This is a genomic window from Streptomyces sp. NPDC089799 (assembly GCF_040684755.1).
Classification (GTDB): Bacteria; Actinomycetota; Actinomycetes; order Streptomycetales; family Streptomycetaceae; genus Streptomyces.
Genome location: NZ_JBFBGR010000033.1, coordinates 55,961 through 79,689, shown reverse-complemented (window position 1 = coordinate 79,689; position 23,729 = coordinate 55,961). Strand labels below are relative to the sequence as shown.

Annotated in this window: 20 protein-coding genes; 13 read left to right on the top strand and 7 right to left on the bottom strand. The window is 72.6% G+C overall.

Features of this window, described 5'->3' with window-relative positions:
* Positions 1 to 118: 118 nt before the first annotated feature.
* On the bottom strand, positions 119 to 1,906 hold the full coding sequence (gene gcl / locus AB0O36_RS29190; RefSeq protein WP_365115344.1) for a glyoxylate carboligase: 1,788 nt from the start codon (positions 1,904 to 1,906) through the stop codon (positions 119 to 121).
* 252 nt (positions 1,907 to 2,158) lie between these two features.
* On the opposite strand from gcl, the gene AB0O36_RS29185 reads away from it, so the two are divergent.
* Both AB0O36_RS29185 and AB0O36_RS29180 read left to right on the top strand, forming a co-directional pair.
* Positions 2,159 to 3,046, top strand: a complete 888-nt coding sequence (locus AB0O36_RS29185; protein ID WP_365115343.1) for a hypothetical protein — start codon at positions 2,159 to 2,161, stop codon at positions 3,044 to 3,046.
* Between the two features lie 85 nt (positions 3,047 to 3,131).
* Positions 3,132 to 3,623 (top strand): glutathione peroxidase, encoded by a 492-nt coding sequence (locus AB0O36_RS29180; protein WP_365115341.1) that lies wholly within the window; start codon positions 3,132 to 3,134, stop codon positions 3,621 to 3,623.
* Positions 3,624 to 3,767: 144 nt separating this feature from the next.
* Here AB0O36_RS29180 and AB0O36_RS29175 read toward each other — a convergent pair whose 3' ends face one another.
* The 4 genes from AB0O36_RS29175 to AB0O36_RS29160 all read right to left on the bottom strand — a co-directional run bounded on the left by AB0O36_RS29175 (position 3,768) and on the right by AB0O36_RS29160 (position 9,335).
* Entirely contained in the window at positions 3,768 to 5,309 is a 1,542-nt protein-coding gene (locus AB0O36_RS29175) for an AMP-binding protein (RefSeq protein WP_365115340.1), read from the bottom strand.
* 162 nt (positions 5,310 to 5,471) lie between these two features.
* Positions 5,472 to 6,635 (bottom strand): winged helix DNA-binding domain-containing protein, encoded by a 1,164-nt coding sequence (locus AB0O36_RS29170; protein WP_365115338.1) that lies wholly within the window; start codon positions 6,633 to 6,635, stop codon positions 5,472 to 5,474.
* Between the two features lie 148 nt (positions 6,636 to 6,783).
* Entirely contained in the window at positions 6,784 to 8,100 is a 1,317-nt protein-coding gene (locus AB0O36_RS29165; protein WP_365115336.1) for an MFS transporter, read from the bottom strand.
* Complete coding sequence (locus tag AB0O36_RS29160) at positions 8,097 to 9,335, bottom strand: aminotransferase class V-fold PLP-dependent enzyme (RefSeq protein ID WP_365115335.1); 1,239 nt, start codon at positions 9,333 to 9,335, stop codon at positions 8,097 to 8,099. Before AB0O36_RS29160 ends, AB0O36_RS29165 begins: the two co-directional genes overlap by 4 nt.
* On the opposite strand from AB0O36_RS29160, the gene AB0O36_RS29155 reads away from it, so the two are divergent.
* Positions 9,334 to 10,755, top strand: coding sequence for a PLP-dependent aminotransferase family protein (locus tag AB0O36_RS29155; RefSeq protein WP_365115334.1), 1,422 nt, complete (start codon positions 9,334 to 9,336; stop codon positions 10,753 to 10,755). The genes AB0O36_RS29160 and AB0O36_RS29155 overlap by 2 nt on opposite strands.
* 141 nt (positions 10,756 to 10,896) lie before the next feature.
* Here AB0O36_RS29155 and AB0O36_RS29150 read toward each other — a convergent pair whose 3' ends face one another.
* Positions 10,897 to 12,174 carry an NAD(P)/FAD-dependent oxidoreductase gene (locus AB0O36_RS29150; RefSeq protein WP_365115333.1) on the bottom strand — a complete coding sequence of 426 codons (1,278 nt, stop codon included), beginning with the start codon at positions 12,172 to 12,174 and terminating at the stop codon, positions 10,897 to 10,899.
* A 199-nt stretch (positions 12,175 to 12,373) separates the two neighbouring features.
* On the opposite strand from AB0O36_RS29150, the gene AB0O36_RS29145 reads away from it, so the two are divergent.
* From AB0O36_RS29145 to AB0O36_RS29120, 6 genes are all read left to right on the top strand, one after another.
* Complete coding sequence (locus AB0O36_RS29145; protein WP_365115331.1) at positions 12,374 to 14,572, top strand: MMPL family transporter; 2,199 nt, start codon at positions 12,374 to 12,376, stop codon at positions 14,570 to 14,572.
* A gap of 81 nt (positions 14,573 to 14,653) precedes the next feature.
* On the top strand, positions 14,654 to 15,304 hold the full coding sequence (locus AB0O36_RS29140) for a histidine phosphatase family protein (protein ID WP_365115330.1): 651 nt from the start codon (positions 14,654 to 14,656) through the stop codon (positions 15,302 to 15,304).
* On the top strand, positions 15,301 to 16,278 hold the full coding sequence (locus AB0O36_RS29135) for a tellurite resistance/C4-dicarboxylate transporter family protein (protein WP_365115329.1): 978 nt from the start codon (positions 15,301 to 15,303) through the stop codon (positions 16,276 to 16,278). The genes AB0O36_RS29140 and AB0O36_RS29135 overlap by 4 nt, the downstream gene beginning before the upstream one ends.
* 137 nt (positions 16,279 to 16,415) lie before the next feature.
* Positions 16,416 to 16,628, top strand: coding sequence for a hypothetical protein (locus AB0O36_RS29130; RefSeq protein WP_365115328.1), 213 nt, complete (start codon positions 16,416 to 16,418; stop codon positions 16,626 to 16,628).
* Between the two features lie 82 nt (positions 16,629 to 16,710).
* Positions 16,711 to 17,655 carry a hypothetical protein gene (locus AB0O36_RS29125; RefSeq protein ID WP_365115327.1) on the top strand — a complete coding sequence of 315 codons (945 nt, stop codon included), beginning with the start codon at positions 16,711 to 16,713 and terminating at the stop codon, positions 17,653 to 17,655.
* Positions 17,652 to 18,629: an alpha-L-glutamate ligase gene (locus AB0O36_RS29120; protein WP_365115326.1), complete on the top strand. Its 978-nt coding sequence runs from the start codon at positions 17,652 to 17,654 to the stop codon at positions 18,627 to 18,629. The genes AB0O36_RS29125 and AB0O36_RS29120 overlap by 4 nt, the downstream gene beginning before the upstream one ends.
* Here AB0O36_RS29120 and AB0O36_RS29115 read toward each other — a convergent pair.
* Positions 18,598 to 19,545 (bottom strand): oxidoreductase, encoded by a 948-nt coding sequence (locus AB0O36_RS29115; RefSeq protein ID WP_365115325.1) that lies wholly within the window; start codon positions 19,543 to 19,545, stop codon positions 18,598 to 18,600. The genes AB0O36_RS29120 and AB0O36_RS29115 overlap by 32 nt on opposite strands.
* Positions 19,546 to 19,737: 192 nt before the next feature.
* On the opposite strand from AB0O36_RS29115, the gene cbiE reads away from it, so the two are divergent.
* The 4 genes from cbiE (at position 19,738) to AB0O36_RS29095 (ending at position 23,594) form a co-directional block, all read left to right on the top strand.
* Positions 19,738 to 21,183: a precorrin-6y C5,15-methyltransferase (decarboxylating) subunit CbiE gene (gene cbiE, locus AB0O36_RS29110; protein WP_365115365.1), complete on the top strand. Its 1,446-nt coding sequence runs from the start codon at positions 19,738 to 19,740 to the stop codon at positions 21,181 to 21,183.
* A 4-nt stretch (positions 21,184 to 21,187) separates the two neighbouring features.
* Complete coding sequence (gene cobM, locus AB0O36_RS29105; protein ID WP_365115323.1) at positions 21,188 to 21,937, top strand: precorrin-4 C(11)-methyltransferase; 750 nt, start codon at positions 21,188 to 21,190, stop codon at positions 21,935 to 21,937.
* A 91-nt stretch (positions 21,938 to 22,028) separates the two neighbouring features.
* On the top strand, positions 22,029 to 22,802 hold the full coding sequence (locus AB0O36_RS29100) for a cobalt-precorrin-6A reductase (RefSeq protein ID WP_365115364.1): 774 nt from the start codon (positions 22,029 to 22,031) through the stop codon (positions 22,800 to 22,802).
* 48 nt (positions 22,803 to 22,850) lie between these two features.
* Positions 22,851 to 23,594, top strand: a complete 744-nt coding sequence (locus AB0O36_RS29095; RefSeq protein WP_365115322.1) for a hypothetical protein — start codon at positions 22,851 to 22,853, stop codon at positions 23,592 to 23,594.
* The last annotated feature ends 135 nt before the right edge of the window (positions 23,595 to 23,729 follow it).

The window sequence follows — 23,729 nt, the reverse complement described above, 5'->3', positions numbered from 1 at the left end:
CCGGGAAAGCGGAACGGCCCCCGCTCCTCCCAGGGGGAGGGACGGGGGCCGTCCGGTGCTCAGGGGGCCCGCCGGGGCCGCCGTGGCGTGTTCAGTCCTTCGGGTCGGATCCCGGGGATCAGACCTGGAGGGACTTGATGGCGGTCGGGGCGTGGCCCGGCTCGGTCGCGAGCTCTTCGAACTCGGTGACGTCGCTCATGTCGACCGTCTTGCTCATCGCGATGTTGGTGATGCGCTCCAGGATGGCCTCGACGACGACCGGGACCTGGAACTCCTGCGCCAGCTTCTTGGCCTCCTCGAAGGCCTCGCCCAGCTTGTCCGGGTCGGTGACGCGGATCGCCTTGACGCCCAGGCCCTCGGCGACCTTGACGTGGTCGACGCCGTAGACGCCGATCTCCGGGGTGTTGATGTTCTCGAACTCGAGGTTGACCTCGAAGTTGATCCCCAGACCACCCTGCGCCTGACGGATCAGACCCAGGTAGGCGTTGTTCACGAGGACGTGGACGTAGGGGACCTTGTGCTGGGCGGCGACCGCCAGCTCCTCGATCATGAACTGGAAGTCGTAGTCGCCGGAGAGGGCGACGACCGGGGTCTCGGGCTGCGCGGTGGCGGCACCGATGGCGGCCGGGATGGTCCAGCCGAGCGGGCCGGCCTGGCCGCAGTTGACCCAGTGGCGCGGCTTGTAGACGTGCAGGAACTGCGCGGCCGCGATCTGGGAGAGACCGATGGTGGTGACGTAGCGGGTCTCCGGGCCGAACGCCTTGTTCATCTCCTCGTAGACGCGCTGCGGCTTCATGGGGATGTTCTCGAAGTGCGTACGGCGCTGCAGGGTGGCCTTGCGCTCCTGCGCCGAGGCGGCCCAGGCGGAGAAGTCGGGGAGCTTGCCCGCGGCCTTCCACTCCTTGGCGATCTCGATGAAGAGCTCCAGGGCGACCTTGGCGTCGGAGGCGATGCCGTAGTCCGGGGCGAAGATCTTGCCGATCTGGGTGGGCTCGATGTCCACGTGGACGAACTTGCGGCCCTTGGTGTACGCCTCCAGGTTGTAACCCGTGTGGCGGTTGGCCCAGCGGTTGCCGATACCGATGACGGTGTCGGACTCCAGGAAGGTCGCGTTACCGTAGCGGTGGGCGGTCTGCACACCGACCATGCCGGCGGCCAGCTCGTGGTCGTCCGGGATGGTGCCCCAGCCCATCAGGGTGGAGATGACCGGGATGCCCGTCAGCTCGGCGAACTCGACCAGCAGGTCGGTGGCGTCGGCGTTGATGATGCCGCCACCGGCGACGATCAGCGGACGCTCGGCCTCGAGCAGGAAGCTCAGGGCCTTCTCGGCCTGGGCGCGGGTCGCGGACGGCTTGTAGACCGGCAGCGGCTCGTAGGTCTCCGGGTCGAACTCGATCTCGGTCAGCTGGACGTCGATCGGCAGGTCGATGAGGACCGGGCCGGGACGGCCGGAGCGCATCAGGTGGAAGGCCTGCTGGAAGACACCCGGGACCTGGGCGGCCTCGAGGACCGTGGTGGCGGCCTTGGTGACCGGCTTCGCGATCGTGGCGATGTCGACGGCCTGGAAGTCTTCCTTGTGGAGCTTCGAGACCGGGGCCTGGCCGGTGATGCACAGGATCGGAATCGAGTCCGCGATCGCGGAGTACAGACCGGTGATCATGTCGGTGCCGGCCGGGCCGGAGGTACCGATGCAGACACCGATGTTGCCCGCCTTGGCGCGGGTGTAACCCTCCGCCATATGCGAGGCGCCCTCGACGTGGCGGGCGAGCGTGTGGCTGATGCCGCCGACGTTCTTGAGCTCACGGTAGAAGGGGTTGATCGCCGCGCCGGGCACGCCGAACGCTTGGTCAATTCCCTCGCGCTTGAGGATCTCCACAGCCGCGGCAGCGGCGGTCATACGGGGCATCGGTACTCCTGCGGTCAGGCTGTTTTTCCGGGGGTTTCCGTAATCCGGAAGTTTTGTTCTGCTATACGAAACAAGCTAAGGGCCGCGCCCCCACACGTCAAGGTGGCGGGGCACCCCGGAACCCACCAAATGCCACCTTTCGCTCCGTGAGTTCAACGAAAACCGGGGCTCGGCCGCCCGGACCGCCACCGGTGGTGGAGCATGGACCCACGCACAGCGACGGTCTGGGATCTGGGAGGGGTTCGAGGACGGATGGCGGAAACGGTCCCGGTGCCCTGCCCGGCATGTCTGAGGGAGAACGGCTACACCCCGCCGGTCTTCCCGTGCGCCTGTGGAAGTCCGGTGGTCCCGCCACTGGACCTGACCCGCGCCGCCCAGCCGCTGACGCACCGGACGTGGGTCGACACGTGGGTGGCGGTCCGGTGCGGGAACTGCGGCCGGGAGAGCGAGTGGCCGGCGCCCGAGGTGGGCTGCGGCGGGTGCGGGACGGTGTCCCTGGTGCCGGTCCGGCCGCTGCGGGCCGATGGCGGCGGCGCCGACGGGGCCGGCGGGGTCGACGGGATGGCCGAGGGGATGGCCGAGGGGATGGCCGCCGGGTCTCCGGCTCCCGGGGCGGGGCCCGGAGCCGGCGGTGCGATGGCGGGTCCGGGCGGACCAGACGGACCAGACGGACAGGGCGGACAGAGCGGTACGGGTGGACGGGGCGGGACGGCGCCCGGGGCGCCGGGCGGTACCCCGTCCCTGCCGGTGCCGCGGCCCGCGTTCCGGCCGGTCACCATCCGTACGGGCCGGGACGCGGTGGCCACCGCCGCGCTCTACCTGCGCTGGCTCGGCTTCCGCGACGTACGGCAGCCGGACGCGCGGCCGCTGCCCTCGGCGGCGGTGGACCTGCGGGCTCCCGGGCTGGTCGCCCAGGTGGACCCGACGACGTCCCCGGCCGGGCTGCGGGCGGTGGAATGCGTCTGGCTCAACGGCCTGACGGCCTCGGCGACCAGCGTCTACTTCGCCCTGGCCGGCTATACGGACGAGGCGCGGGCCCGCGCGGACGAGCTGGGCATACCGCTGTTCGTCATGGACCTCACGGGGATGCCCCAGCCGATGAACGACCCGGCGGACGTGCTCTACGCGACGGGCGCGTGAGGCGGCGCACGGTCACCGTGCATGATCCCCTATGGTTCGGGGGAATCCCCCCGGCCGCCCGGCCGCTTTCCGCCGAGGAGACGTTTTGAGCACCCTGTACGACATCCCGCTGGTCACCCTGGACGACGAGCCGACCACCCTGGCGCCGTACAAGGGCAAGGTGATCCTGCTCGTCAACTCCGCGTCGCAGTGCGGGCTCACCCCGCAGTACTCGGGGCTGGCGCGGCTGCAGTTCAAGTACGCCGAGAAGGGCTTCACGGTGATCGGCGTGCCGTGCAACCAGTTCGGCGAGCAGGAGCCGGGCACGGCGGAGGACATCCAGACCTTCTGTGCCGCCGGCTTCGGGGTCACCTTCCCGATGCTGGAGAAGACCGAGGTCAACGGCGAGAACCGGCACCCGCTGTTCCGGGAGCTCGTGAAGACCGCGGACGCCGACGGCGAGGCCGGCGACATCAAGTGGAACTTCGAGAAGTTCCTGATCTCGCCGGAGGGCGAGGTCGTGGCGCGCTTCCGCCCGACCACCGAGCCGGAGTCCGCCGAGGTCATCGCGGCGATCGAGGCGCACCTGCCGGCCTGACCTTGCCGGCCTGACCCTGGCGGCCTGACCCTGGCGGTCCGCCCCTGCCGGTCCGACCCGGTGCTCGGGCCGGAGGCCGGCGTGAGCCCGGGCGGAGCAACCGCCCGGGCCCGGCCGTTCCGGTTCGGTTCGGTTCGGTTCGGTTCAGTTCACCTGCCGGTCCTGCCCCGACCAGTACGGTTCGCGGAGCTTGAACTTCTGGATCTTGCCGGTGGCGGTCCGCGGGATGGCGTCGCGGAACTCGACCGAGGTCGGCGCCTTGTAACCGGCCATGCGCGCCTTGCAGTGGGCGATGATCTCGGCCTCGTCGGCCTTCGCGCCCTCGGCCAGGACGACCAGGGCCTTGATCGTCTCGCCCCACTTCTCGTGCGGGACACCGATGACGGCGACCTCGGCGACCGCCGGATGGCTGAAGATCGTGTCCTCCACCTCGATCGAGGAGACGTTCTCCCCGCCGGTGATGATCACGTCCTTCTTGCGGTCGGAGATCGTCAGGTGTCCGTCGGCCCCGTCGACCGCACCGCCGTCGCCGGTGTGGAACCAGCCGTCCGCCAGGGCGTCCCCGGTCTCCTGCGGCTTGTCCCAGTAGCCTTCGAGCACCACGTTCGAGCGGGCCAGGACCTCACCCTCGTCGGAGACCTTCAGCTTGACCCCGAGTGCCGGCAGCCCGGCCCGGGACAGCTTGTGCGCCCGCTCCTCGGCGGGCAGCCCGGCGTCGGCCGGCCGGGTCCGGTTGAAGGTGAGCAGCGGGGACGTCTCGGTCAGGCCGTAGATCTGGGTGAACTCCCACCCCAGCTCCTCCCCCACCCGCTGGATCATCCGGCTCGGCGGCGGGGCGCCCGCGCAGACGATCCGCACCCGGTCGCGGCCGGGGATCTCGCCCTCCCACGACTCGGCCGCGGCCAGCACCGCGTTCCACACCGCGGGAGCACCGCACATCAGCGTGACCCCGTGCTCCTCGACCCGGCGCAGGATCTCGGCGCCGTCGACCTTGCGCAGCACCACCTGCTTCACGCCCAGGCCGGCCATCACGTAGGGCATCCCCCAGCCGTTGCAGTGGAACATGGGCAGGGTGTGCAGGTAGACGTCGCGTTCCCACACACGGGTGTGCAGGCCGAAGGTCAGCCCGTTGACCCAGATGTTGCGGTGGGTGAGCTGCACGCCCTTCGGGCGGGCCGTGGTCCCCGAGGTGTAGTTGATCGTCGCGGTGGCGTCCTCGTCGGGGCGGGACCAGGGGCGCGGCTCCGTACCGAAGCGCATCAGCGCGGTCTCGGTCTCCTCGCCGAGCACGAACCGGTGGCGGGCGCCGATCCCGGCGAGGTCCGCGTCCAGCTCGGGGTCGACGAGCAGGACCGAGGCGCCGGACTGCCGGACGACGTACTCCACTTCCTGCGGCTTGAGGCGGAAGTTGACGGGTACGCAGATCCGCCCGCTCATCGGCACGGCGAACAGCAGTTCCAGCAACCGCGCCGAGTTGTGGCTGACCACCGCCACCCGTTCGCCCTCGCCGACCCCGAGCGCGTCCAGGCCGGCCTGCCAGGCCCGGACCCGCTCGCCCAGCCGCCCGTAGGTGGACGGCGGTACCGGCTGCGCCGGCTGGTCGGGTTCGTCGATCACCCCCGGGCCGGACGCGAAGCCGAGCTCGGCCCGGTCGAGGAAGTCGGCAACAGTCATGGGTACCCGCATACGTGTCTCTCCTGACTCCGGGCGACGATGAGAGCGGCGGAACGGTCGCGACCATCGTGCCGAACGGGACGCAGGTGCCACCAGTGCCGCGTCAGCCGGGTGTTGACGGACGTACGGCGCGGGGCCGGGCGACCGACCGGGCCGGATCGCGGTACGAACGGCTCAGCGGGCAACGCCCCCGAACCGCACGACAGCCCGCCCACCGGCACCGGCACCGGCACCGGCCATGGTCGCGAGCATCGCCTCCCCTTCGGCGACGATCTCCTCCAACCGCTCCTTCCCCACCTCCCCGAAGAGCTCCACGGTGAGCTCGACCCGTCCCTCCCCCTCGGAAACGTCATCGAGCCGCCACAAACCGGCCAGGAACCCGTCGACGAGCAAGGTGCAGTACGCCTGGTTCCCCTTCCAGGAACGGCCCTTGAGCTCGGCGGGTACGACACGGGTGCGATCGGCGTGGGACAGGAGGAGGTTGTCGAACTCGGGCAGGAAGCGCGGCGGGGCCGGCGTCTCCTCGTCGGGCCGCGGCGCATCGGGCAGGTCGAACAGCTCGGTGCCGGCCTCGTCCAGGAAGGTGACGAGTTGCGGCCTGAGCCGCTCGAACGCCTCCTTCAACCGCGTGATCCCGGCCCAGGTCTGCATGTCCCTGACGGAAGCCGGCCCGAAGGCCCGCAGGTAGCGCAGCACGGTGTCGTCAAGGACGTCGAGGGCCTCCGCCTCCCCTCCCCCGGACGGCTGCGCACTCGCGCCCTCCCCGAGCCACTGCTCCAGCGACGCCAGCCGGACCTGGCCACTACGCCCCCACAGCCCGCGCGGCGTCACCTGCACCAACGGCAGCCGGCACCGGGCGGCGACCGACAGGGCCTGCGGATCGGCATCGGGCCAGTGCACGGCCAGCTCCGTACGGATCTCCGCCATGGTGCGCGGCCGCTCCTCGACCAGCTCGCGGGCGATCACGGCCAGCCGCTCCAGGTCCACACCCACGAGCCCCTTGCGGAAGTAACCGACCTCCCGGTCGCGGGCGGGCTGCACCAGCCCCCTCAGCGCCACCGCGTCCTCGGCCGTATGGGTGTGGATGGTGGACCGCATGGTGACCATCCGCACCACCTCCCGCGACTCCATCAGCCCGGACAGCTGCTCGGGCCGGAACCCTTCCAGCCGGGCGTACAGCTGGTAGTACGGCGGCTTCACGTTCTGCGCCTGCAGCCCGACGAGGTGACCCACGGCATCGCGGGCGGACATCCCGGAACGCTGCAGCAGCAGCTGCCGGGCGAGCGTGGCGCGGTTCAACGCGCGGGAACCGAGTACCTGATCCGTCGTGGAAGCCATACCCAAACGCTATCGACCATTCAGGTCAAAGCCTGTCCGCAATTCCCGAAAACCCGGAAGCGCGAAGCATCCTCCGCCAGTGCACTCGCCGGGCACGTCGCCGAAGGGCCCCACCGTTTCGCGGTGGGGCCCTTCGACGTGCTCCACATCAGCCGGCGGGCTGCCCGCCCGTTGCCGCCGCGACGGGTCCTTCCGGTGCCGGCGGCAGGCCGCGCAGTCGGCTCACCGGGGACCGGACGAGCGCGATCAGCACGGAGGCGGAGCCGATCGCCGCAACGGTCAACGCCCCCCGGGCGCCGATCCAGCCGGACAGGAGACCCGCGAACAGGCCCCCGAGTGCGCCGCCGCCGAACAGCAGGGTACGGAAGACCGCCGTCATCCGGCCCATCATCGGTTGCGGGGTGCTGACCTGGCGCAGGCTGACGATGACGACGCCGGCGACGCCGAGTCCGAGGTAGGTGGTGAAGAAGGAGAGGACGAACATCCCCACCATCACCGGCCGGGAGCCGGCGGCCAGGACGATCAGCGTGGGGCCGATGAGGAGGGCCGACTGGGCAACGAGGTAGACAAGGCCGAGCCGGAAGCGCCGGATGACCTTGCGGGAGATCGCCGCGCCGATGAGGCCGCCCACGGAGGCAGTGGCGAAGATGCCACCGAGGGTCGTCGGGTCCAGGTGCAGGTCGCGTGTTCCGTACAGCAGGAACATCGTCCATACGGTGATCATGGAGAAGTTGCAGCAGAACCCGATCAGGGCCAGTGACCGCAGAACCCGGTTCCCCAGCACCCAGCGCAAGCCGTCCCGGAGTTCGGTCGGCAGGTGCCGTCGTGCGGTCGGCGGTTCGGGACGGGGCTCGGGGGTGCGGATGAGCAGCAGCGAGATCAGGGACACCAGATACGAGAACGCGTCGACGATCAGCGCCACGGGCGCGGTGAGGGCGCCGACCAGGACACCCGCGAGCCCGGGCCCTGCCACATCGGCCGCCGACGAGCTCATCCCCATCTTCGCGCCGGCCTCCACATAGTGCCCGGGATCGCGTACGAGCGTGGGCACGTACGACATCCAGCTCACGTCGAACAGCACCGAGGCGACGCCGACGGCGCAGGCGATCACCAGCAGCGAGCCCATGCCGAGCACGTCCGTCCAGTACAGGACGGGGACGAGAGCCAGCAGGACCATCCGAACGAGGTTGGCGACGAGCATGATCCGCCGCCGTCGGGCCCGGTCCACCCATACCCCGAAGACCAGGGCGAGCCCGAGGTACGGGACGAGCTGCAGGAACCGCAGGACGCCGACCTGCTCGTCGGTGGCGTTGAAGGCGGTGATGGCGGTCAGCGGCAGTGCAAGGCTCGTGACCTGGGTGCCGAGCAGCGAGAGGGTCTCGCCGAGCCAGAACTTGAGGAAGTCGCCGTTGCGCCAGAGGCTCTTCGTGGACGGCTCCTCGGTGCGTGTCTGCGTGGGGGTCATCGCCGTACCCGGCCGGCGAGGTCGGCTATTTCGTCCGCCACGTGGTCCACTTCCTCCTCGGTGTTGTAGTAGTGCGGCGACAGGCGCAGGCACCAGTCGACGTCCTTGTCCCCGAAGTCGAACTGTGCGAACTCGCGGAAGCTGAGCGCCGAGTTGATGCCGCGGGCGTCCATGGCCGCCTTGAACGGCTGCGGCTGCCAGCCCGATACCCCGAAGGTGACGAGCGCGGCGAGACGCGGGCCGCGGTCGAGCACGCGCACCCCCGGAACCGGTGCGAGCCGGTCGCGGAGCCGGGCCGCGAGTGCCGGGGTGCGCTGCTCGATGGCCTCGATGCCGACCTCGCGGGCATAGCGCGTCGCGGTGGCACTGCCGAGCACCGTGGCGTACGGGAACTCCCACTCCTCGAACCGGGCCGCCGTCGCCACGGGCTCGTAGCCGCCCGGCTCGGTCCAGCGGGCCCCGTGCATGTCGATGAACAGCGGTTCGTAGCCCGCGCGCAGGACGCGATCGGATACGTACAGGAATCCGGAACCGCGCGGGCCGCGGAGGAACTTGCGGCAGGTGGCGGTGAGGAGGTCGCAGCCGATCTCCTCCACGTCGATGACGAACTGGCCCACCGACTGACAGGCGTCGACGAGGTAGAGCAGGTCCAGCTCCCGGCAGTGGCGGCCGATTTCCGCGACGGGCGAGACGAGGCCCGAGTTGGTGGGGACATGGGTGGCGGACACCAGGCGGGGGCGGTGGATCCGCATCAGCGCGGCCATCGCCTCCACGTCGGGCCCGCCCTCGGGGGTATTGGGCGCGTGGAGGATGCGCACGCCGAATCGCTTGCGCAGGGAGAGGAAGGCGATCTGGTTGGAGATGAAGTCGTCGCGGGTGGTGAGGATGACGTCGTCGGCCTCGAACGGGATCGACGACAGGGCGTTGGCGTAGGCATGGGTGGCACTGCCCGCGAAGGCGATGTTGTCGGGGGTGGTGTTGATGAGGGCGGCGATCTCCGTGTAGAACGCGCGGACTTCGGCGGCTCGGGCGGCCGAGGCCTCGTAACCACCGATCCGGGCTTCGAGGTTCAGATGGCCGATCATCGCGTCGAGGACCGGGGCCGCCGGCAGTCCGCAGCCCGCGTTGTTGAAGTGGATGACCTGGCGGCACCCCGGGGTGTCGGCCCGCAGGGCGGCGACGTCCAGCCGAAGTGCTTCCTGACCAGGACCAGAAGCGCTACTGTTGTCTCTCATGAACGACAGTAGCACTTCTGGGGAGTTGGCCGACAGCCTCCGTGCACTGCTCTCCCGGCTGTCGCCCGGCGACCGGCTGCCGAGCAGCCGGGAGCTGATCAAGGAGTACCGGGTCGGCCCTGCGACCGTGGCGCGCGCCATTGCCGCGCTGGCCGCCGAAGGCGTCGTGGTGACCCGTCCGGGCAGTGGGACGTACGTGGCACAGCGCACCCGGCTCCACGACGGAGCCGGTTCCACCGACACGTCCTGGCAGACGGTCGCCCTCACCGACCGCGCCGTCGACACCCACCTGATCGCCGACCCGCTCGGCCCGCCGCCGGCCGGGACGATCGCGATGGACGGCGGCTACGTGCACCGATCCCTCCAGCCCACCCGGGCCCTCAGCGCTGCGCTGGCGCGGGCGGCACGCCGTCCGGACGCCTGGGACCGCGCCCCGGCCGGCGGCCTGATGGCGCTGCGCACCGTGTTCGCCCGGATCGTCGGCGGCAGCGTGGCGCCGGAGGACGTGCTGGTCACCGCGGGCGGGCAGAGCGCCCTGTCGATCGCGTTCCGGGCCATCGCCGGGCCCGGCAGCCCGGTCCTGGTCGAGTCCCCCACCTATCCCCGGGCCCTGGCCGCCGCCCGCGCCGCAGGGCTGCGGCCCGTTCCGGTACCGCTCGACTCCGACGGACTGCGGCCCGACCTGCTGGCCGACGCGTTCGCGATGACCGGCGCGCGACTGCTGTACTGCCAGCCGACCTTCCAGAACCCGACCGGCACCGTGATCACGCCCGAACGGCGCCGCCAGATCCTCGATGTGGCGCGCGCCTCGGGCGCGTTCGTGCTGGAGGACGACTTCGCACGGCACCTGGGACACGGCGGCACCGTGCCGCGGACACTGGTCGCCGACGACCGCGACGGCACGGTCGTCCATGTCACCTCCCTCACCAAGCCCGCCGCACCGAGCCTGCGGATCGGGGCGTTGGTGGCCCGCGGGCCCGTCATGGAGCGCATGCGGGCGGTGCGCCTGGTCGACGACTTCTTCGTCACGCGCCCGCTCCAGGAAGCCGCCCTGGAAGTGCTCAGCTCCCCCTCCTGGGACCGGCACGTCCGCTCGCTCGGAGCGGCGCTGCGGGAGCGGAGCGCCGTACTGGCAGCCGCGGTCACGCAGGAGCTCCCCGGCGCGACCTTGGCCGGGTTGCCCACCGGCGGACTGCACCTGTGGGTTCGCCTGCCGTCGGGCGTGGACGACGCGGTCCTCACCGGGGCCGCCCGGCAACGCGGCGTCGCCGTGAGCGCCGGCAGTCGCTATTTCGCCACGGAGCAGCCGGCGGCTCACCTGCGTATCGGGTTCGCCGCGACGGCCGATCTCGCCGAGCTGACCGAGGGTGCACGTCGGCTGGGAGCCGCGCTTGCGGATGTCGGCCCCGGGCAGGAGTGAGTCGCACGACTCGACTGCGTCGCGCAACGCGTACCGGTACCGGATCGCGATCCCGACCAGGGGTCGTCCGTCTTCGGAGGCACCACCCGATGACGCCCACCGGTGATCAAGCGTGGTCGGCGACCCCGGTCCCGATCTCGGTCAGCGGCGGTGTCTGAGGTTGACGGCGGCCGCCCTGGCCATGGCGGCGGGGTTCAGGAACTGCCGCGGGCCGATCAGGCGGGAGGCGAACAGGTGCATGTGCCGGGCCAGGGCATCGTCGCGGGCCGCCGCCGAGAACATCAGGCGTTCGAGGGGGTTGAACGGGCGGGCCGTGGCGAAATCGGCGGCCAGGTACTGGTGGCCGCGCAGGCGGCGCCGGTGGGTGCGGGCGTACGCCGCGAGGGCGCCGTCGAGGTCGCCGGCCCGGCCGGTCACCGCCGGGGCGACCGCCTCCGCCAGCCATTGCGCCGACTGGAGTGCCCACCCGCAGCCCACTCCCCACAGGGGATCGCCGGTCAGCGCGGCGTCGCCGACGAGGGCGAGGCCGGGGGCGGTCGGCCTACGGGTGTGCAGCGGGTAGTCGACCAAGCCGATGATCTTCGTGATGCGTTCGGCGGAGTCGATGGGAGGTGCCTCCGGCAGGGCCCGGACGAAGGCGAGGAAGCTGCCCTCCAGGTCTTCCCGGAAGGCCGGCAGCCGCTTCTTGTCCGGGAGCACCGCGAGGACCGTCACCCCGTCGTCGTTCGGGAAGGCGTAGGCCATGTCCGGTTCGAGGAACCAGGTCTGGCCGATCCCGCCGGGGAGGGGAAGGTTGCGGAAGGACGCGAGATAGCCGAAGCGGGCGTTCTCGAACTGCCGGACCGGAACCCCGGCGGACTTCGCCACCGCCGAGTCCTTGCCGTCGGCGCCGACCACCAGGCGCGCCCGGATCTCGCGCTCGCCCCGTGGTGTCGAGGCGATGACGCCGACGGTTCGCCCAGCTTCCCGGAGCAGGCCGGTCACGCGGTGGCCGAGCAGCAGGTCGACGCCGGGGGTCTCCGCCGCACGGGCCCTGATCAGCGGGTCGAGGACGCTGCGCCGGACGTTGTACGCGTACGGCAGCTCCGGACCCGACGACGCCGGTCTCGGCTCGATCCATCCCCAACGGGTGTACCAGCGGGCGTCGTTGTGGACGGCTCCCGCCTCCTCCAGGGCGGGGACGAGGCCGAGTTCGTCCAGCACCGGATACGCGTTGGCGGTGATGGAGTGGGTGCACAGCACTTTGTACGCTTCCGGGTCCGAGCGGCGCTCCAGCAGTCCGACCCGGACGCCGCGCCGGGCGAGCAGGGTCGCCGCGGCACTGCCGGCCAGGCTCGCGCCGCTGATGATGACGTCGTAGCCGTACGTCGCGGCGTCGCCGTACCCGGTTCCGTACGGCGCGTTCTCGGGTTTCGTCATGTGCTGATCGGCCCCTTCGGTGTGTGGTGCCGTTCGTTCTCCATTGATGTCAGGTACATGTCCGATGGTAGGAGTCTGCGCTCAGGGGAGGTGTGATCCGGGGCCGGCAGGAGACGTGGGTCACATTTCCGGGGCGGGTGTCACACTCCGCGGGCCCGTGCCCTCTCAGCTCGGAACACATCCACGACGGGAGGACCTCATGAACCTTTCCCCACCGACCCCGGTGCGCACGCTGGCCGCCCTGCCCGGGGGCAGGGTGACGAAGTGGGTCGTCCTCGCCCTCTGGGCGGCGCTCCTGGTTCCCGCCGTGCTGCTGGCCGGCAAGCTCGGCGACGTGGAGGAGAACGACAGTTCCGCCTGGCTGCCCGGCAACGCGGAGTCGACGAGGGTCGTCGAACGGGCCGAGCGGTTCCTGCCCGCAGACACCCTGCCCGCGATCGTGGTCTACGACCGGCCCGAGGGCATCACCGCTGCCGACATGGCCAAGGCCCGGTCCGATGCCGAGGCGTTCGGCCGGATCAGGAACGTCGTGGGGCAGCCCGAGGGGCCGGTGAAGTCCCGGGACGGCAAGGCCGTACAGACCGTGGTCCAGATAAGGAAGGACCGGACGGGCTGGGAAGGGATCGGCGCCGTCGTCGACGCCATGGGCGAGGTGGGTGGAGGGGGTACGGGGGCCGGTGCCGGTGCGGACGGGCTCGGGTTCCATGTCACCGGGCCCGGCGGGCACGCGTCCGACGCCATCGACGCCTTCGGTGGCGGGGGCGGGCTGACCGCGATCACCGCGGCCGTCGTGGTCGTGATCCTGCTGTTCACGTACCGCAGCCCGGTGCTCCCGCTGCTGCCCCTGCTGACCGCCGGCGGCGCCCTGGTCACCTCCGAAGCGGTGATCTACCTGCTGGCGAAGCACGCCGGACTCACCGTCAACAAGCAGACCGGCTTCGTCCTGACGGTGCTGGTGTTCGGCGCCGCCACCGACTACGCGCTCCTGCTCGTCTCGCGCTACCGGGAGGAGCTGCGCCGTCACGAGGACCGGCACGAAGCGATGGCGGAGGCCCTGTACCGCTCCGGTCCCGCGATCGTCGCCAGTGCGGCGACCGTCGCGGTCAGCCTGGTGCTGCTGATGCTCGCCACCCTCAACTCCACGCAGGGGCTGGGCCCGGCCTGCGCCGTCGGCGTCCTCGTCGGGCTGCTCGCCATGGTCACCCTGATGCCGGCCCTGCTGGTCGCCTGCGGCCGGTGGATCTTCTGGCCGGTGAAGCCTTCGTACGGGTCTGCGGGCGAGAGCACCGGCGGGATCTGGAACCGGGTCGGGACGGCTGTGTCCCGGCGGCCGCGCGTCGTGTGGGTCGGCACCGCGCTGGTGCTGGGGATCATGGCGCTCGGCGTGTCCGGGCTCACGGCCGACGGGCTGTCCAGCAAGGACCAGTTCACCACCACGCCCCAGTCGGCCGTCGGCGAGGAGATCCAGGCCCGGCACTTCCCGGCCGGCTCGGGTGACCCCGTGCACGTGGTGGCCGATGCCGCCGCGGCGGAACGGGTGCGGACCGTGCTGTCCGCCGTACCGGGCGTCGCGGACGTCTCCCCACCGGTTGTCAAGGACGGCGAGGCGCTCATGCTCGCCGAGCTCGCGGACACTCCCGGCAGCACCGCCGCCATGCGCACCGTGGAGGCGGCCCGGGCCGCCGTGCACGGCGTCGAGGGTGCGGACGCGCAGGTCGGCGGAAACACGGCGGTCGCCCTCGACACGCAGGAGGCGGCCGCCCGCGACTCCCGGGTGATCATCCCGTTGGTACTGCTCGTGGTGTTCCTCGTGCTCGCACTGCTGCTGCGGGCGATCGTCGCGCCGCTGCTGCTGATGGCGACGGTGGTGCTGTCGTTCGGGGCGGCCCTCGGCGTGAGCAGCGTGGTGTTCGACCACGTATTCGGCTTCGCCGGGGCGGAAGCCTCCTTCCCGCTGCTGACCTTCGTGTTCCTGGTCGCGCTGGGCATCGACTACAACATCTTCCTGGTCACACGCGTGCGGGAGATGACACTGGTGCACGGCACGCGGCAAGGTGCGCTGCTCGGGCTGTCCGCCACGGGCGGTGTGATCACCTCCGCGGGCCTGGTGCTGGCCGGCACCTTCGCGGCGATGGCCTCGCTGCCGCTGGTGTTCGCGGCGGAGCTCGGCTTCGCGGTGGCGTTCGGCGTACTGCTGGACACGATGGTCGTCCGCTCGGTGCTGGTCACCGCACTGACCCTGGACGTGGGGCGGTGGATGTGGTGGCCGAGCGCGCTGTTCAGGCACGGCAACGGCGTTGGCGTGCCGGTGCGGGACTCCGGCGTACGGGAGGGGGACTCCGCGGTACCGGAGGGAGCCTCCGTCGTGCCGGTGCGGGACTCGGTCGATTCCGCCTGAATCCTGCCCAATCCGCCGGATGAGCCCTTTGCCCGGTCTGTCGGTCGGCTCGGGCCGGGGAGCGGCCGTTAGCGTGGGGCCATGGGTGATCTCCTGTTGGTCCGGCACGGCGAGACCGAGTGGAGCGCCGCCGGGCGGCACACCGGGCGGACCGACCTGCCGCTCACGGCGCACGGGGAGGCGCAGGCCAGGACGCTGGCGCCGTACTTCGCGGGCCGTGACCTGGCGTTCGTATGGACGAGCCCCGCGCAGCGGGCCCGGCGGACGGCCGAACTGGCCGGACTGGCCGGACCGGCCGGACTGCACGCCGCGGAGGCCGACGAGGACCTGTGGGAGTGGGACTACGGCGGCTACGAGGGGCTGACCACGGCCGGGATCCAGGAGTCCCGGCCGGACTGGTCGCTGTGGCGGGACGGCGTACCCGCGCACGGGGACGGCCGTCCCGGGGAGTCCGCCGAGGACGTGGGCCGCCGCGCCGACCGCGTACTGCGGCGGATCGCCCCACTGTTGGGGGCGCCCGGCTCGGCGGACGGGGTCCTGGTGGCGCACGCCCACCTGCTGCGGGTCCTGACCGCCCGCTACCTGGCACTGCCGCCGGCCGACGGGCGGCTGTTCCTGCTCGCCACGGCCACGGTCGGGCGGCTGTCGACGGAGCACGGGCTGCCCGTGATCGCCGGGTGGAACCAGCAGGTCACGCCCGGCGCGGGCGGGACACCGGAGACGGCCGCGTGACCGCCCCCGGCCTGTCGCGCTGGGCGGAGATCCCCCCGGTGGCCGGCTCCGTGGTGATGGCCACGGGCATCGTCTCGATCGGCCTCCACCTCATCGGCCACGAGGTGCTCTCCGTGGCCGTCTTCGCCCTCGCCCTGCTCGTCTGGGTGCTGCTGGCCATCGGCTTCACGTCCCTGCTGCTCGGGGACCGCAGCAGCTGGCGGGCATGGGCGGACACCCCGGCCGCGCTCACCTCGGTCGCGGCCACCTGCGTGCTCGGCGTCCGGTTCGAGGTGCTGGGGGTGACCCCGGTGGCCGTGGCGCTGCTGGTGCTCGCCGCCGCCGTGTGGCCGGTGCTGCTGACGACCGTACTGCGGCGCCTGGCATGGCGGATGCCGGGCGGGGTGTTCCTCATCTGCGTGGCGACCCAGGGCCTGGCGGTGCTGTCGGCCGTGCTCGCGCCCGGCAGCGGCGACTGGCTGGCGTGGGCCGCGCTGGTGCTGCTCGTCCTGGGTCTCGTGCTGTACGGGAACGCCCTGGCGCGCTTCGACCTCCGGCAGTTGCCGACCGGCGCGGGCGACCAGTGGATCGCGGGCGGGGCCATGGCCATCTCGGCCCTGGCCGGCTCCAAGCTGCTCGCCTCGGGGGTGTGGTCCGGTACGGCCCACACGGCGCTGCGCACGGTCACCCTCGTGCTCCTCGGGCTGTCCCTGGCCTGGTACGCGGTCCTGGCAGGGTGCGAGGTCGCATGCCCCCGGCTCCGCTACGACATCCGCCGCTGGGCCACCGTGTTCCCGATGGGCATGACGGCCGTCGCCTGCCTGTCGACCGCGGCGGCGGCGGGGGTGTCCTGGCCGGCCGGGCTCGGGCAGGTGCTGCTGTGGATCGCCTGTGCCGCCTGGCTGGCCGCCGCGTACGGCCTCGTCCGCGCCCGCCGGAACCGGAACCGCACGGCTCCGGCTCCGACCGGCGGCGCGCGATCCGGCATGGCCTGACCGGAACTCAACGCCGTACGGCGAGCGCCTCGGGCTGCGCGGGAGCGGTCGTATGGTGCGGTCATGCCGATGAACGGCACCGCACCGCGGACTCCTCCGATGCCGCCGACCCCACTCGGCTGCTGGTGCCCGGCGGGGTGCTCGTCGTCGACGACTTCACCCCGGCGCGCACCTGGCCGCCCTCCTACGGCGGCCTGCCGGACACCGCTCGGCTGCACTGGCTGCGCCATTCCGCGCTGCGGGCCGTCGAGCTGCCGTTGGCCGCGGACTTGAGCGCGGTGGTCGCCACCAGGCGTGCCGAAGGGGACGGCGGACCGGGAAGGGGATCGGGGGTACCCGGGGAGGCGTAGGGCAGGTCGTGACATCCTGTGACGTATTCAGCGCGCCGGAACAGGACGGCGGTGTCCGGGGGTTCGGCGGGACGGGATGGTCATGAAGCTCTGCTTCCTGGTGGAAGAGCACTACCGCCACGACGGGATGCCGGTCGAGGTCATCGGGCGGCTCAGGGAGTGGGGGCACCGGGTCGACATCGTCCGGCCCGGCGGCTCGTTGCTGCACATGACGGGCGGGCTGGACACCGGCAGCCATGACGCGTGGGTCCTCAAGACCGTCTCCGGCGGGCCCGGGCTCAGCCTCCTGGAAGCCGCCGCGGCGGCCGGGATGACCACGATCAACGACGCCCGGGCGATACGCGGCGTACGGGACAAGGCCGTCGCCGCCGCAGTGGCGCGGGACCGGGGGCTGCCGGTGCCGCGGACGTACGCGGCGGCCGATCCGGCGCTGCTGGCGGAGATACCCGCCTCGGAGTACCCGCTGGTGGTCAAGCCCGCCGAGGGCAGTTCCGGCCGCGACGTACGCCTGGTGCCTTCGCCGGAGCGGCTGCGCGAGCTGCCTGCCGCTCTGACGGCCGGCGGGGGGCTGCTCATCGCGCAGCCGTACGTGCCCAATTCGGGCATCGACCTGAAGGTGTACTGCATCGCGGGCGAGGTGCACGCCACCGAGCGCCGCTCACCGCTGCACCCCGACCATCCGGTCCGGGAGCGCCGGGTTCCGGTATCGGCGGAGATCGCCGACCTCGCGCACCGGGTCGGCCGGGTCCACGGGCTGGACCTGTACGGACTGGACGTGCTGCTGGGCCCGGACGGGCCGGTGGTGGTCGACGTGAACGACTTCCCGAGCTTCCGCCAGGTACCGGACGCGGCGGGCCGGGTGGCCCGGGCCGTGCTCGGGCTGGCGGCGCGGGGGCCTGCGGTCCGGCCGCCGGAGCCGCGTGTGGCGGCGGCCGGCCCGGGGCGCGAGGCGGCCGGTCGGGGGCTCAAGGCGGCCGGTCCGGCCGGCGAGGCGGCCGGTCCGGTCATGACCGGCGGCAGGCCGTGACGGCCGTCGGGCTGATCACGGCCGACCCTGGGCATCCCCTCCTCGCCGCGACGTCCGCGCTGCTCGAAGGCCGGGGCCACCGGGTGACGGTGCTGCACCCGGAGCAGGACCCTGCCGGCCTCGCGGGCCTCGCCGACCACGCCGGCACCGCCGGCACTGCCCGCACCGCCGGCACTGCCCGCACCGCCGGCACCGTCGGCACCTCCGGACCGCTCGCCGACGTGTACCTGCTGAAGGCCCGTACGCCGGGCGCCCTGGCGCTGGCCCGCGCGCTGGAGCAGCGCGGCTCGGTCGTCGTCAACTCGGCCGCGGCGACCGCGCTGTGCCAGGACCGTACGGCCATGGCGGACACGGCGCGCGCCGCCGGAGTGCCGTTCGCACCGACGGTTGCGGCCGGGGCGCTCGGCCGGCTGGCGGCCGGAGGCACCGGGGGATGCGGGCCCGTGGCGGCCGGCCCGGTGGTGGTCAAGAGCCGGTACAGCCGCAAGCACGACCTGGTCGCCCGCGTCTCGGGTGACGCGGAGTTGCGCGGACTGGCCGCGGCATGGCCGGACGAACCCGTGGTCGTCCAGGACCTGGCCCCGGGGACCGGGTGGGACCACAAGCTGTGGGCGGTCGGGGACGCCTACTTCGCTGCCCTGCGCCGTTCCGAGCTCTCCCCCGGCGGCCGCGGCCCCACCCTTCCGCTGGCCCTCACCGACCTGCCGCCGGGCTGGCTGGACCTCGTCCGGACCGTCGGCGAGGCCTTTGCGCTGGACGTGTACGGGGTGGACGTCATCGACACGGGTGGCGGCCGCCCGGTCGTCGTGGACATCAACGCCTTCCCCGGCATCCGCCACCAGCCCGGCGCTCCGGAAGCCCTGGCCGAGCTCGCCCTCGGCGGGGCGGGGGTGTCAGGAGGGGCTGGGGGGAGCGCTCAGGAGGGGCTCGGGAGCTCGTCCGTCAACGCACCGCGGCCGACGACTCGTAGGTGACGCCCGTGAGGTGTTCGGACGCCTCCCAGAGACGGGCGGCGGAGGTGTCGTCCAGGGTCCACCGGGCACGCGGGGAGCGGGCCGGGGCGCCGCGCATGCCGAAGCGGGGGCCGATGAAGTCGTCCGGGCGGACTCCCGGGGCGGTCGCGGCGTAGAGCGTGGGCAGGGCACCGGAGGAGGCGCTCTGCGCGACGACCCGGTTGGCGAGCTCCATCAGGCGCTCCGTGGACTTCCTTCCCTCCTGCCGGGGGCCGGCGGTCTGGAGGTTGGTGGCCGCGTAGCCGGGGTGGGCGGCAGCGGCCGTCGTCCCGGACCCGGCGGCCTCCAGCCGGCGGGCCAGTTCGTGGACGAACAGCAGGTTGGCGGTCTTGGAACGGCCGTACGCGACCCAGCGCCGGTAGCGGCCGCGTTCGCTGTTGAGGTCGGAGTGGTCGAGGTCGGCGATCGCGTGGAAGCCGCTGGAGACGGAGACGATGCGGGACGAAGGGGCCGTCAGCAGCCACGGCAGCAGCAGGCCGGTGAGCGCGAAGTGCCCGAGGTGGTTGACGCCGAACTGGGTCTCGAAGCCGTCGGCGGTCCGGCCGTAGGGCAGGGCCATCACTCCGGCGTTGTTCACGAGCAGGTCCAGGCGGTCACCGTAGCGCTCCCCGAAGTCTGCGGCGAACGTGCGGACCGAGCCGAGGTCCGCGAGGTCCAGGGGCATGAAATCGACCTCGGCGGCGGGCAGTTTGCGCCGGATCAGGGCCTCGGCGGCCCGGCCGCGCTCCGCGCTGCGGCAGGCCAGCACCACCCGCGCCCCGTGCCGGGCCAGCTCCCCGGCCGTCACCAGGCCGATCCCGCTGTTCGCCCCGGTGACCACGGCGATGCGCCCGGCCTGGTCGGGAATGTCCGCCGCGCTCCAGCCTGTCACCGTCATCCTCCTCGTACGCGCCGCCATGGCACCCGCCCAGCACCCAGCACCCAGCACCCAGCACTCTTCCATGCGTTACCGATGGTAACTCCGGTGGGCCGGGGAGATCCTCCCCCCGAACGGTAGAGTGCGGATCCGCCCCCCGTCCGGCCGGACCGTCCCCCGAGGAAACGCGCAGTGAGCTCCGCACCACCCCCCATACCCGAGACGGTCGAGGCCTCCCAGACGGTCGAGGCTTCCGTGACGGTCGTCGGCATCGGAGCGGACGGCTGGGCCGGACTCACCGCCGCCGCCCGCGACGCGCTGACCGGCGCCGACGTCCTGATCGGCGGAGCCCGGCAGCTGGTGATGGCGCCGACGGACGTGTGCCGCGGCGAGCGGGTGTCCTGGCCCAGTCCGCTGCGCCCCGCCGTGCCGAGGCTGCTCGCGCAGTACGCCGGCCGCCGGATCGTGGTCCTGGCCAGCGGCGATCCCATGTTCTACGGCATCGGCCGCGCGCTGTCCGAGGAGATCGGCCCGGACGGCACGGGCCACCCGGGCCACCCGGGCCGTCTGCGGATCCTGCCGCACCCGTCCTCCGTGTCGTACGCGTGCGCCCGGCTGGGCTGGCCCGTCGAGGACACCGAGGTGGTGACCGTCGTCGGCCGCCCCCTGGCCCGGCTGACGGCCGCGCTCCACGAGGGGCGACGGGTACTGGTGCTGAGCGCCGGCTCCGGATCCCCGGCCGAGATCGCCGCTCTGCTCCGTGAGCGGGGCTTCGGACCGAGCCGGATGCGGGTCCTCGAACAGCTGGGCTCCGAGGACGAAGCCGCGTACGAGGGCACCGCCGACACCTGGCCGCACCCGCCCGGCGACCCGCTGAACGTCGTCGCCGTGGACTGCCGCCGCGCCCCCGGCGCCCTGCGGCTCGGCGCCACGCCCGGCCTGCCGGACCGCGCCTACGAGCACGACGGCCAGCTCACCAAGCGGCACGTACGGGCCGCGACCCTGTGCGCGCTGGCCCCGGCACCCGGCGAGCTGCTCTGGGACGTCGGCGGCGGCTCCGGCTCCATCGGCATCGAGTGGATGCGCACCCATCCGTCCTGCCGGGCGGTCTCCGTGGAACGCTCCGCCGAGCGGGCGGACCGGATCACCCGCAACGCCGCCGCCCTCGGGGTCCCCGCCCTGCGCGTGGTCACCGGCGCGGCCCCCGAGGCGCTCGCCGGACTCCCGGCACCGGACGCGGTGTTCATCGGCGGCGGCCTGACGGCGCCGGGCCTGCTGGACGCGGTCTGGGCGGCCCTGCCGCCCGGCGGCCGACTGGTGGCCAACACGGTCACCCTCGAATCGGAGGCCCTGCTCGCCCGGTGGTACCGCGAACACGGCGGCGAGCTGGTGAAGCTGGCCGTCTCGCACGCGACGGCGGTCGGGGGCTTCACCGGTTGGCGGCAGGCGATGCCGGTCACGCAGTGGTCCGTCACCAAGGGTGCGGTGCACGCCCTGCCGGACGGTGCGGTGAAGGCCGTGGCGGCGGACTCGGCGGACTCGGCGGTGTCCACGACACACGGCGACGACCGTGGCGACGACACCGCCCCGGCCACCGCCGACAGTGGCAACGACGACAGTGGCAACGACAACGCCCAGGTCACCAAGGAAGGCGTCTGACGACATGACCGTCTACTTCATCGGAGCCGGCCCGGGCGCCGCAGACCTGATCACGGTGCGCGGCGCGCGCAGGCTCGCCGCGAGCCCGGTCTGCCTGTACGCGGGCAGCCTGGTGCCGCGCGAGCTGCTGGCCGAGTGCCCGGACGACGCGCGCCTGGTCGACACCTCGCAGCTCAACCTCGACCAGATCATCGCGGAGATGACGACCGCGCACGAGGCCGGACAGGATGTGGCCCGGCTGCACTCCGGCGACCCTTCGGTGTTCAGCGCGGTCGCGGAGCAGATGCGGCGGCTCGATGCGGCCGGCATCCCGTACGAAGTGGTGCCCGGTGTACCGGCGTTCGCGGCGGCGGCCGCCGCGCTCAAGCGCGAACTGACCGTGCCGACGGTCGGCCAGACCGTCATCCTCACCCGCATCGCCCAGCAGGCGACGCCGATGCCGGAGGGCGAGGACCTGGCCACCCTGGGCCGCAGCGGCGCACTGCTGGTCCTGCACCTGGCCACGCGGTACGCGGAGCGGGTGGTCGCGGAGCTGCTCCCGCACTACGGCGCGGACTGCCCGGCGGCGGTGGTCGCCATGGCCTCCCGCCCGGACGAGCTGATCCTGCGCGGCACGCTGGCCGACATCGCCGGGCAGGTGAAGGAGGCCGGTCTGGTGCGCACGGCGGTCATCATCGTGGGCCGCACCCTGGGCGCGGAGCAGTTCCGGGACAGCCACCTGTACTCGCCGGAGCGCGACCGGCATGTCTGCTGACCCCGTCGGCTCAGGTGAACTTCCTGGACGGCTTGGAGTGCCTGGACGGCCTGGAATCCCTGGACGGTCTGGACTGCCGGGACGGTCTGGACTGCCTCACGTCCTGATCCTGGGCGGTACGACCGAAGCCCGCGGCCTGGCGGAAGCGCTCGCCGGGGCGGGTACCGACCTTCCGTCCTCGGCGGCCCGTCCGCCCCACCGCGTCACGACCTCGCTGGCGGGCCGTGTGCAGAACCCGGTCCTGCCGCCCGGCGAGACCCGCATCGGCGGCTTCGGCGGGCCCCGGGGCCTCGCCGACTGGGTGCGCGACCACGGGGTGACCCACCTGGTCGACGCCACCCACCCGTTCGCGGAACGCATGAGCTTCCACGCAGCCGAAGCGTCCGTCGTGGCGGGCGTTCCGTTGCTGGCCCTGCGCCGCCCGGCCTGGCAGCCGGTCCCGGGCGACACATGGCACCGCGTACCCGACCTGCGGGCGGCCGCCGAGCTGCTGCCGGACCTGGGCAGCCGGGCGTTCCTGACCACCGGCCGGATGGGCCTGGCCGCCTTCGCCGGGCTGGACCGGATGTGGTTCCTGGTGCGGTCCGTGGACGCGCCGGAGCCGCCGATGCCGGTACGGACGGAAGTCCTCCTGGCCCGGGGCCCGTTCGGCCTGGAGGACGAACGGGAGCTGCTCCGTACGCACCGGATCGACGTGCTGGTCACCAAGGACAGCGGCGGCTCGGCCACGGCCCCCAAACTGACCGCGGCCCGCGAGTCCGGCATCCCGGTCCTCGTGATCGACCGCCCGGTGGTTCCGGAGGGCGTGCCGGAAGCGTCGTCGGTGCCGGAGGCGCTCAACTGGCTGGCCGGGGTTGCGTTCTAGCCGCCTCCGGCTGCGCCATTGTCCTGGTCGGCGGCTAGATTCGGCTGCATGAGCACCACGACCCTGATGATCCACGGCGGTTCCGCCGATCCCCACTCCCCCGTCACCCGCGTCGGCGGGCTGCCGCTGGCACCCGTCGGCACCAAGTGGCCGGTCTGCACGACCTGTTCGGGCCCGCTGCAGTTCATAGCGCAGATCTACCTCGGCGGCGGAGAAGGCGGCGTGCTGGCCGTTTTCATGTGCGCCAACGACCCCGGCAGCTGCGAGGAGTGGAGCGCCACGTCCGGCGGGAACCGGGCCTTCCTGTTCCCGGCCGAGGGACTTGTGCCGTTGGGTCTGCCGGAACTTGACGGGGAGGTGGCGGATTCGGGCTTGGACGCGGACTCGGGCGGGGACGCAGAAGCGGACTCGGACTCGGAAGGCGAAGAGGGCTACGAGGACGAGGACGACGAAGAGGACGAGGACGAGGACGAGGAATTCCTGCACCTGGGTGCCGTCCGGATCGTGGAGCTGCTGGAGACCGCCGACGCGGACTACCGGGAGGCGTACCTGGCCTGGTCGAAGCAGACGGGCCGCTCCACGGCCGAGGTACTCGGACAGCTGGGCGGCACGCCCGACTGGCTCCAGTACGAGCAGGTCCCCGACTGCCCCGGCTGCGCCCGGCCCATGGCCTTCGCCGCGCAGCTCAAGGAGGGTCCCGACCCCGTGACCGCGCCCAACTTCGGCTCCGGTCAGGCATACGCGTTCGCCTGCGAGCCCTGCGCGGAGGCCGCGTTCCTCTGGCAATGCTGAACGGAGCGGGGCTGGGCGGGGGCTCCCGGCGGGAGGCTCCGCCTGGACGGAATCGGGGAGGTGCCGTCCAGGCGAAGCACCGGCACACCACCCACCCCACCCGCCGGCCGCCAACGGCGTTCAACCACCCACAGG

Bases quoted from the DNA above. Each gene is read 5' to 3' on its own strand.
- gcl (WP_365115344.1), bottom strand. From the start codon at position 1,906: ATGCCCCGTATGACCGCCGCTGCCGCGGCTGTGGAGATCCTCAAGCGC.
- AB0O36_RS29165 (WP_365115336.1), bottom strand. From the start codon at position 8,100: ATGACCCCCACGCAGACACGCACCGAGGAGCCGTCCACGAAGAGCCTC.
- AB0O36_RS29140 (WP_365115330.1), top strand. From the start codon at position 14,654: ATGGGTGATCTCCTGTTGGTCCGGCACGGCGAGACCGAGTGGAGCGCC.
- AB0O36_RS29160 (WP_365115335.1), bottom strand. From the start codon at position 9,335: ATGAGAGACAACAGTAGCGCTTCTGGTCCTGGTCAGGAAGCACTTCGG.
- AB0O36_RS29150 (WP_365115333.1), bottom strand. From the start codon at position 12,174: ATGACGAAACCCGAGAACGCGCCGTACGGAACCGGGTACGGCGACGCC.
- AB0O36_RS29115 (WP_365115325.1), bottom strand. From the start codon at position 19,545: ATGACGGTGACAGGCTGGAGCGCGGCGGACATTCCCGACCAGGCCGGG.
- AB0O36_RS29175 (WP_365115340.1), bottom strand. From the start codon at position 5,309: ATGCGGGTACCCATGACTGTTGCCGACTTCCTCGACCGGGCCGAGCTC.
- cobM (WP_365115323.1), top strand. From the start codon at position 21,188: ATGACCGTCTACTTCATCGGAGCCGGCCCGGGCGCCGCAGACCTGATC.
- AB0O36_RS29155 (WP_365115334.1), top strand. From the start codon at position 9,334: ATGAACGACAGTAGCACTTCTGGGGAGTTGGCCGACAGCCTCCGTGCA.
- AB0O36_RS29170 (WP_365115338.1), bottom strand. From the start codon at position 6,635: ATGGCTTCCACGACGGATCAGGTACTCGGTTCCCGCGCGTTGAACCGC.
- AB0O36_RS29185 (WP_365115343.1), top strand. From the start codon at position 2,159: ATGGCGGAAACGGTCCCGGTGCCCTGCCCGGCATGTCTGAGGGAGAAC.
- AB0O36_RS29145 (WP_365115331.1), top strand. From the start codon at position 12,374: ATGAACCTTTCCCCACCGACCCCGGTGCGCACGCTGGCCGCCCTGCCC.
- AB0O36_RS29125 (WP_365115327.1), top strand. From the start codon at position 16,711: ATGAAGCTCTGCTTCCTGGTGGAAGAGCACTACCGCCACGACGGGATG.
- AB0O36_RS29095 (WP_365115322.1), top strand. From the start codon at position 22,851: ATGAGCACCACGACCCTGATGATCCACGGCGGTTCCGCCGATCCCCAC.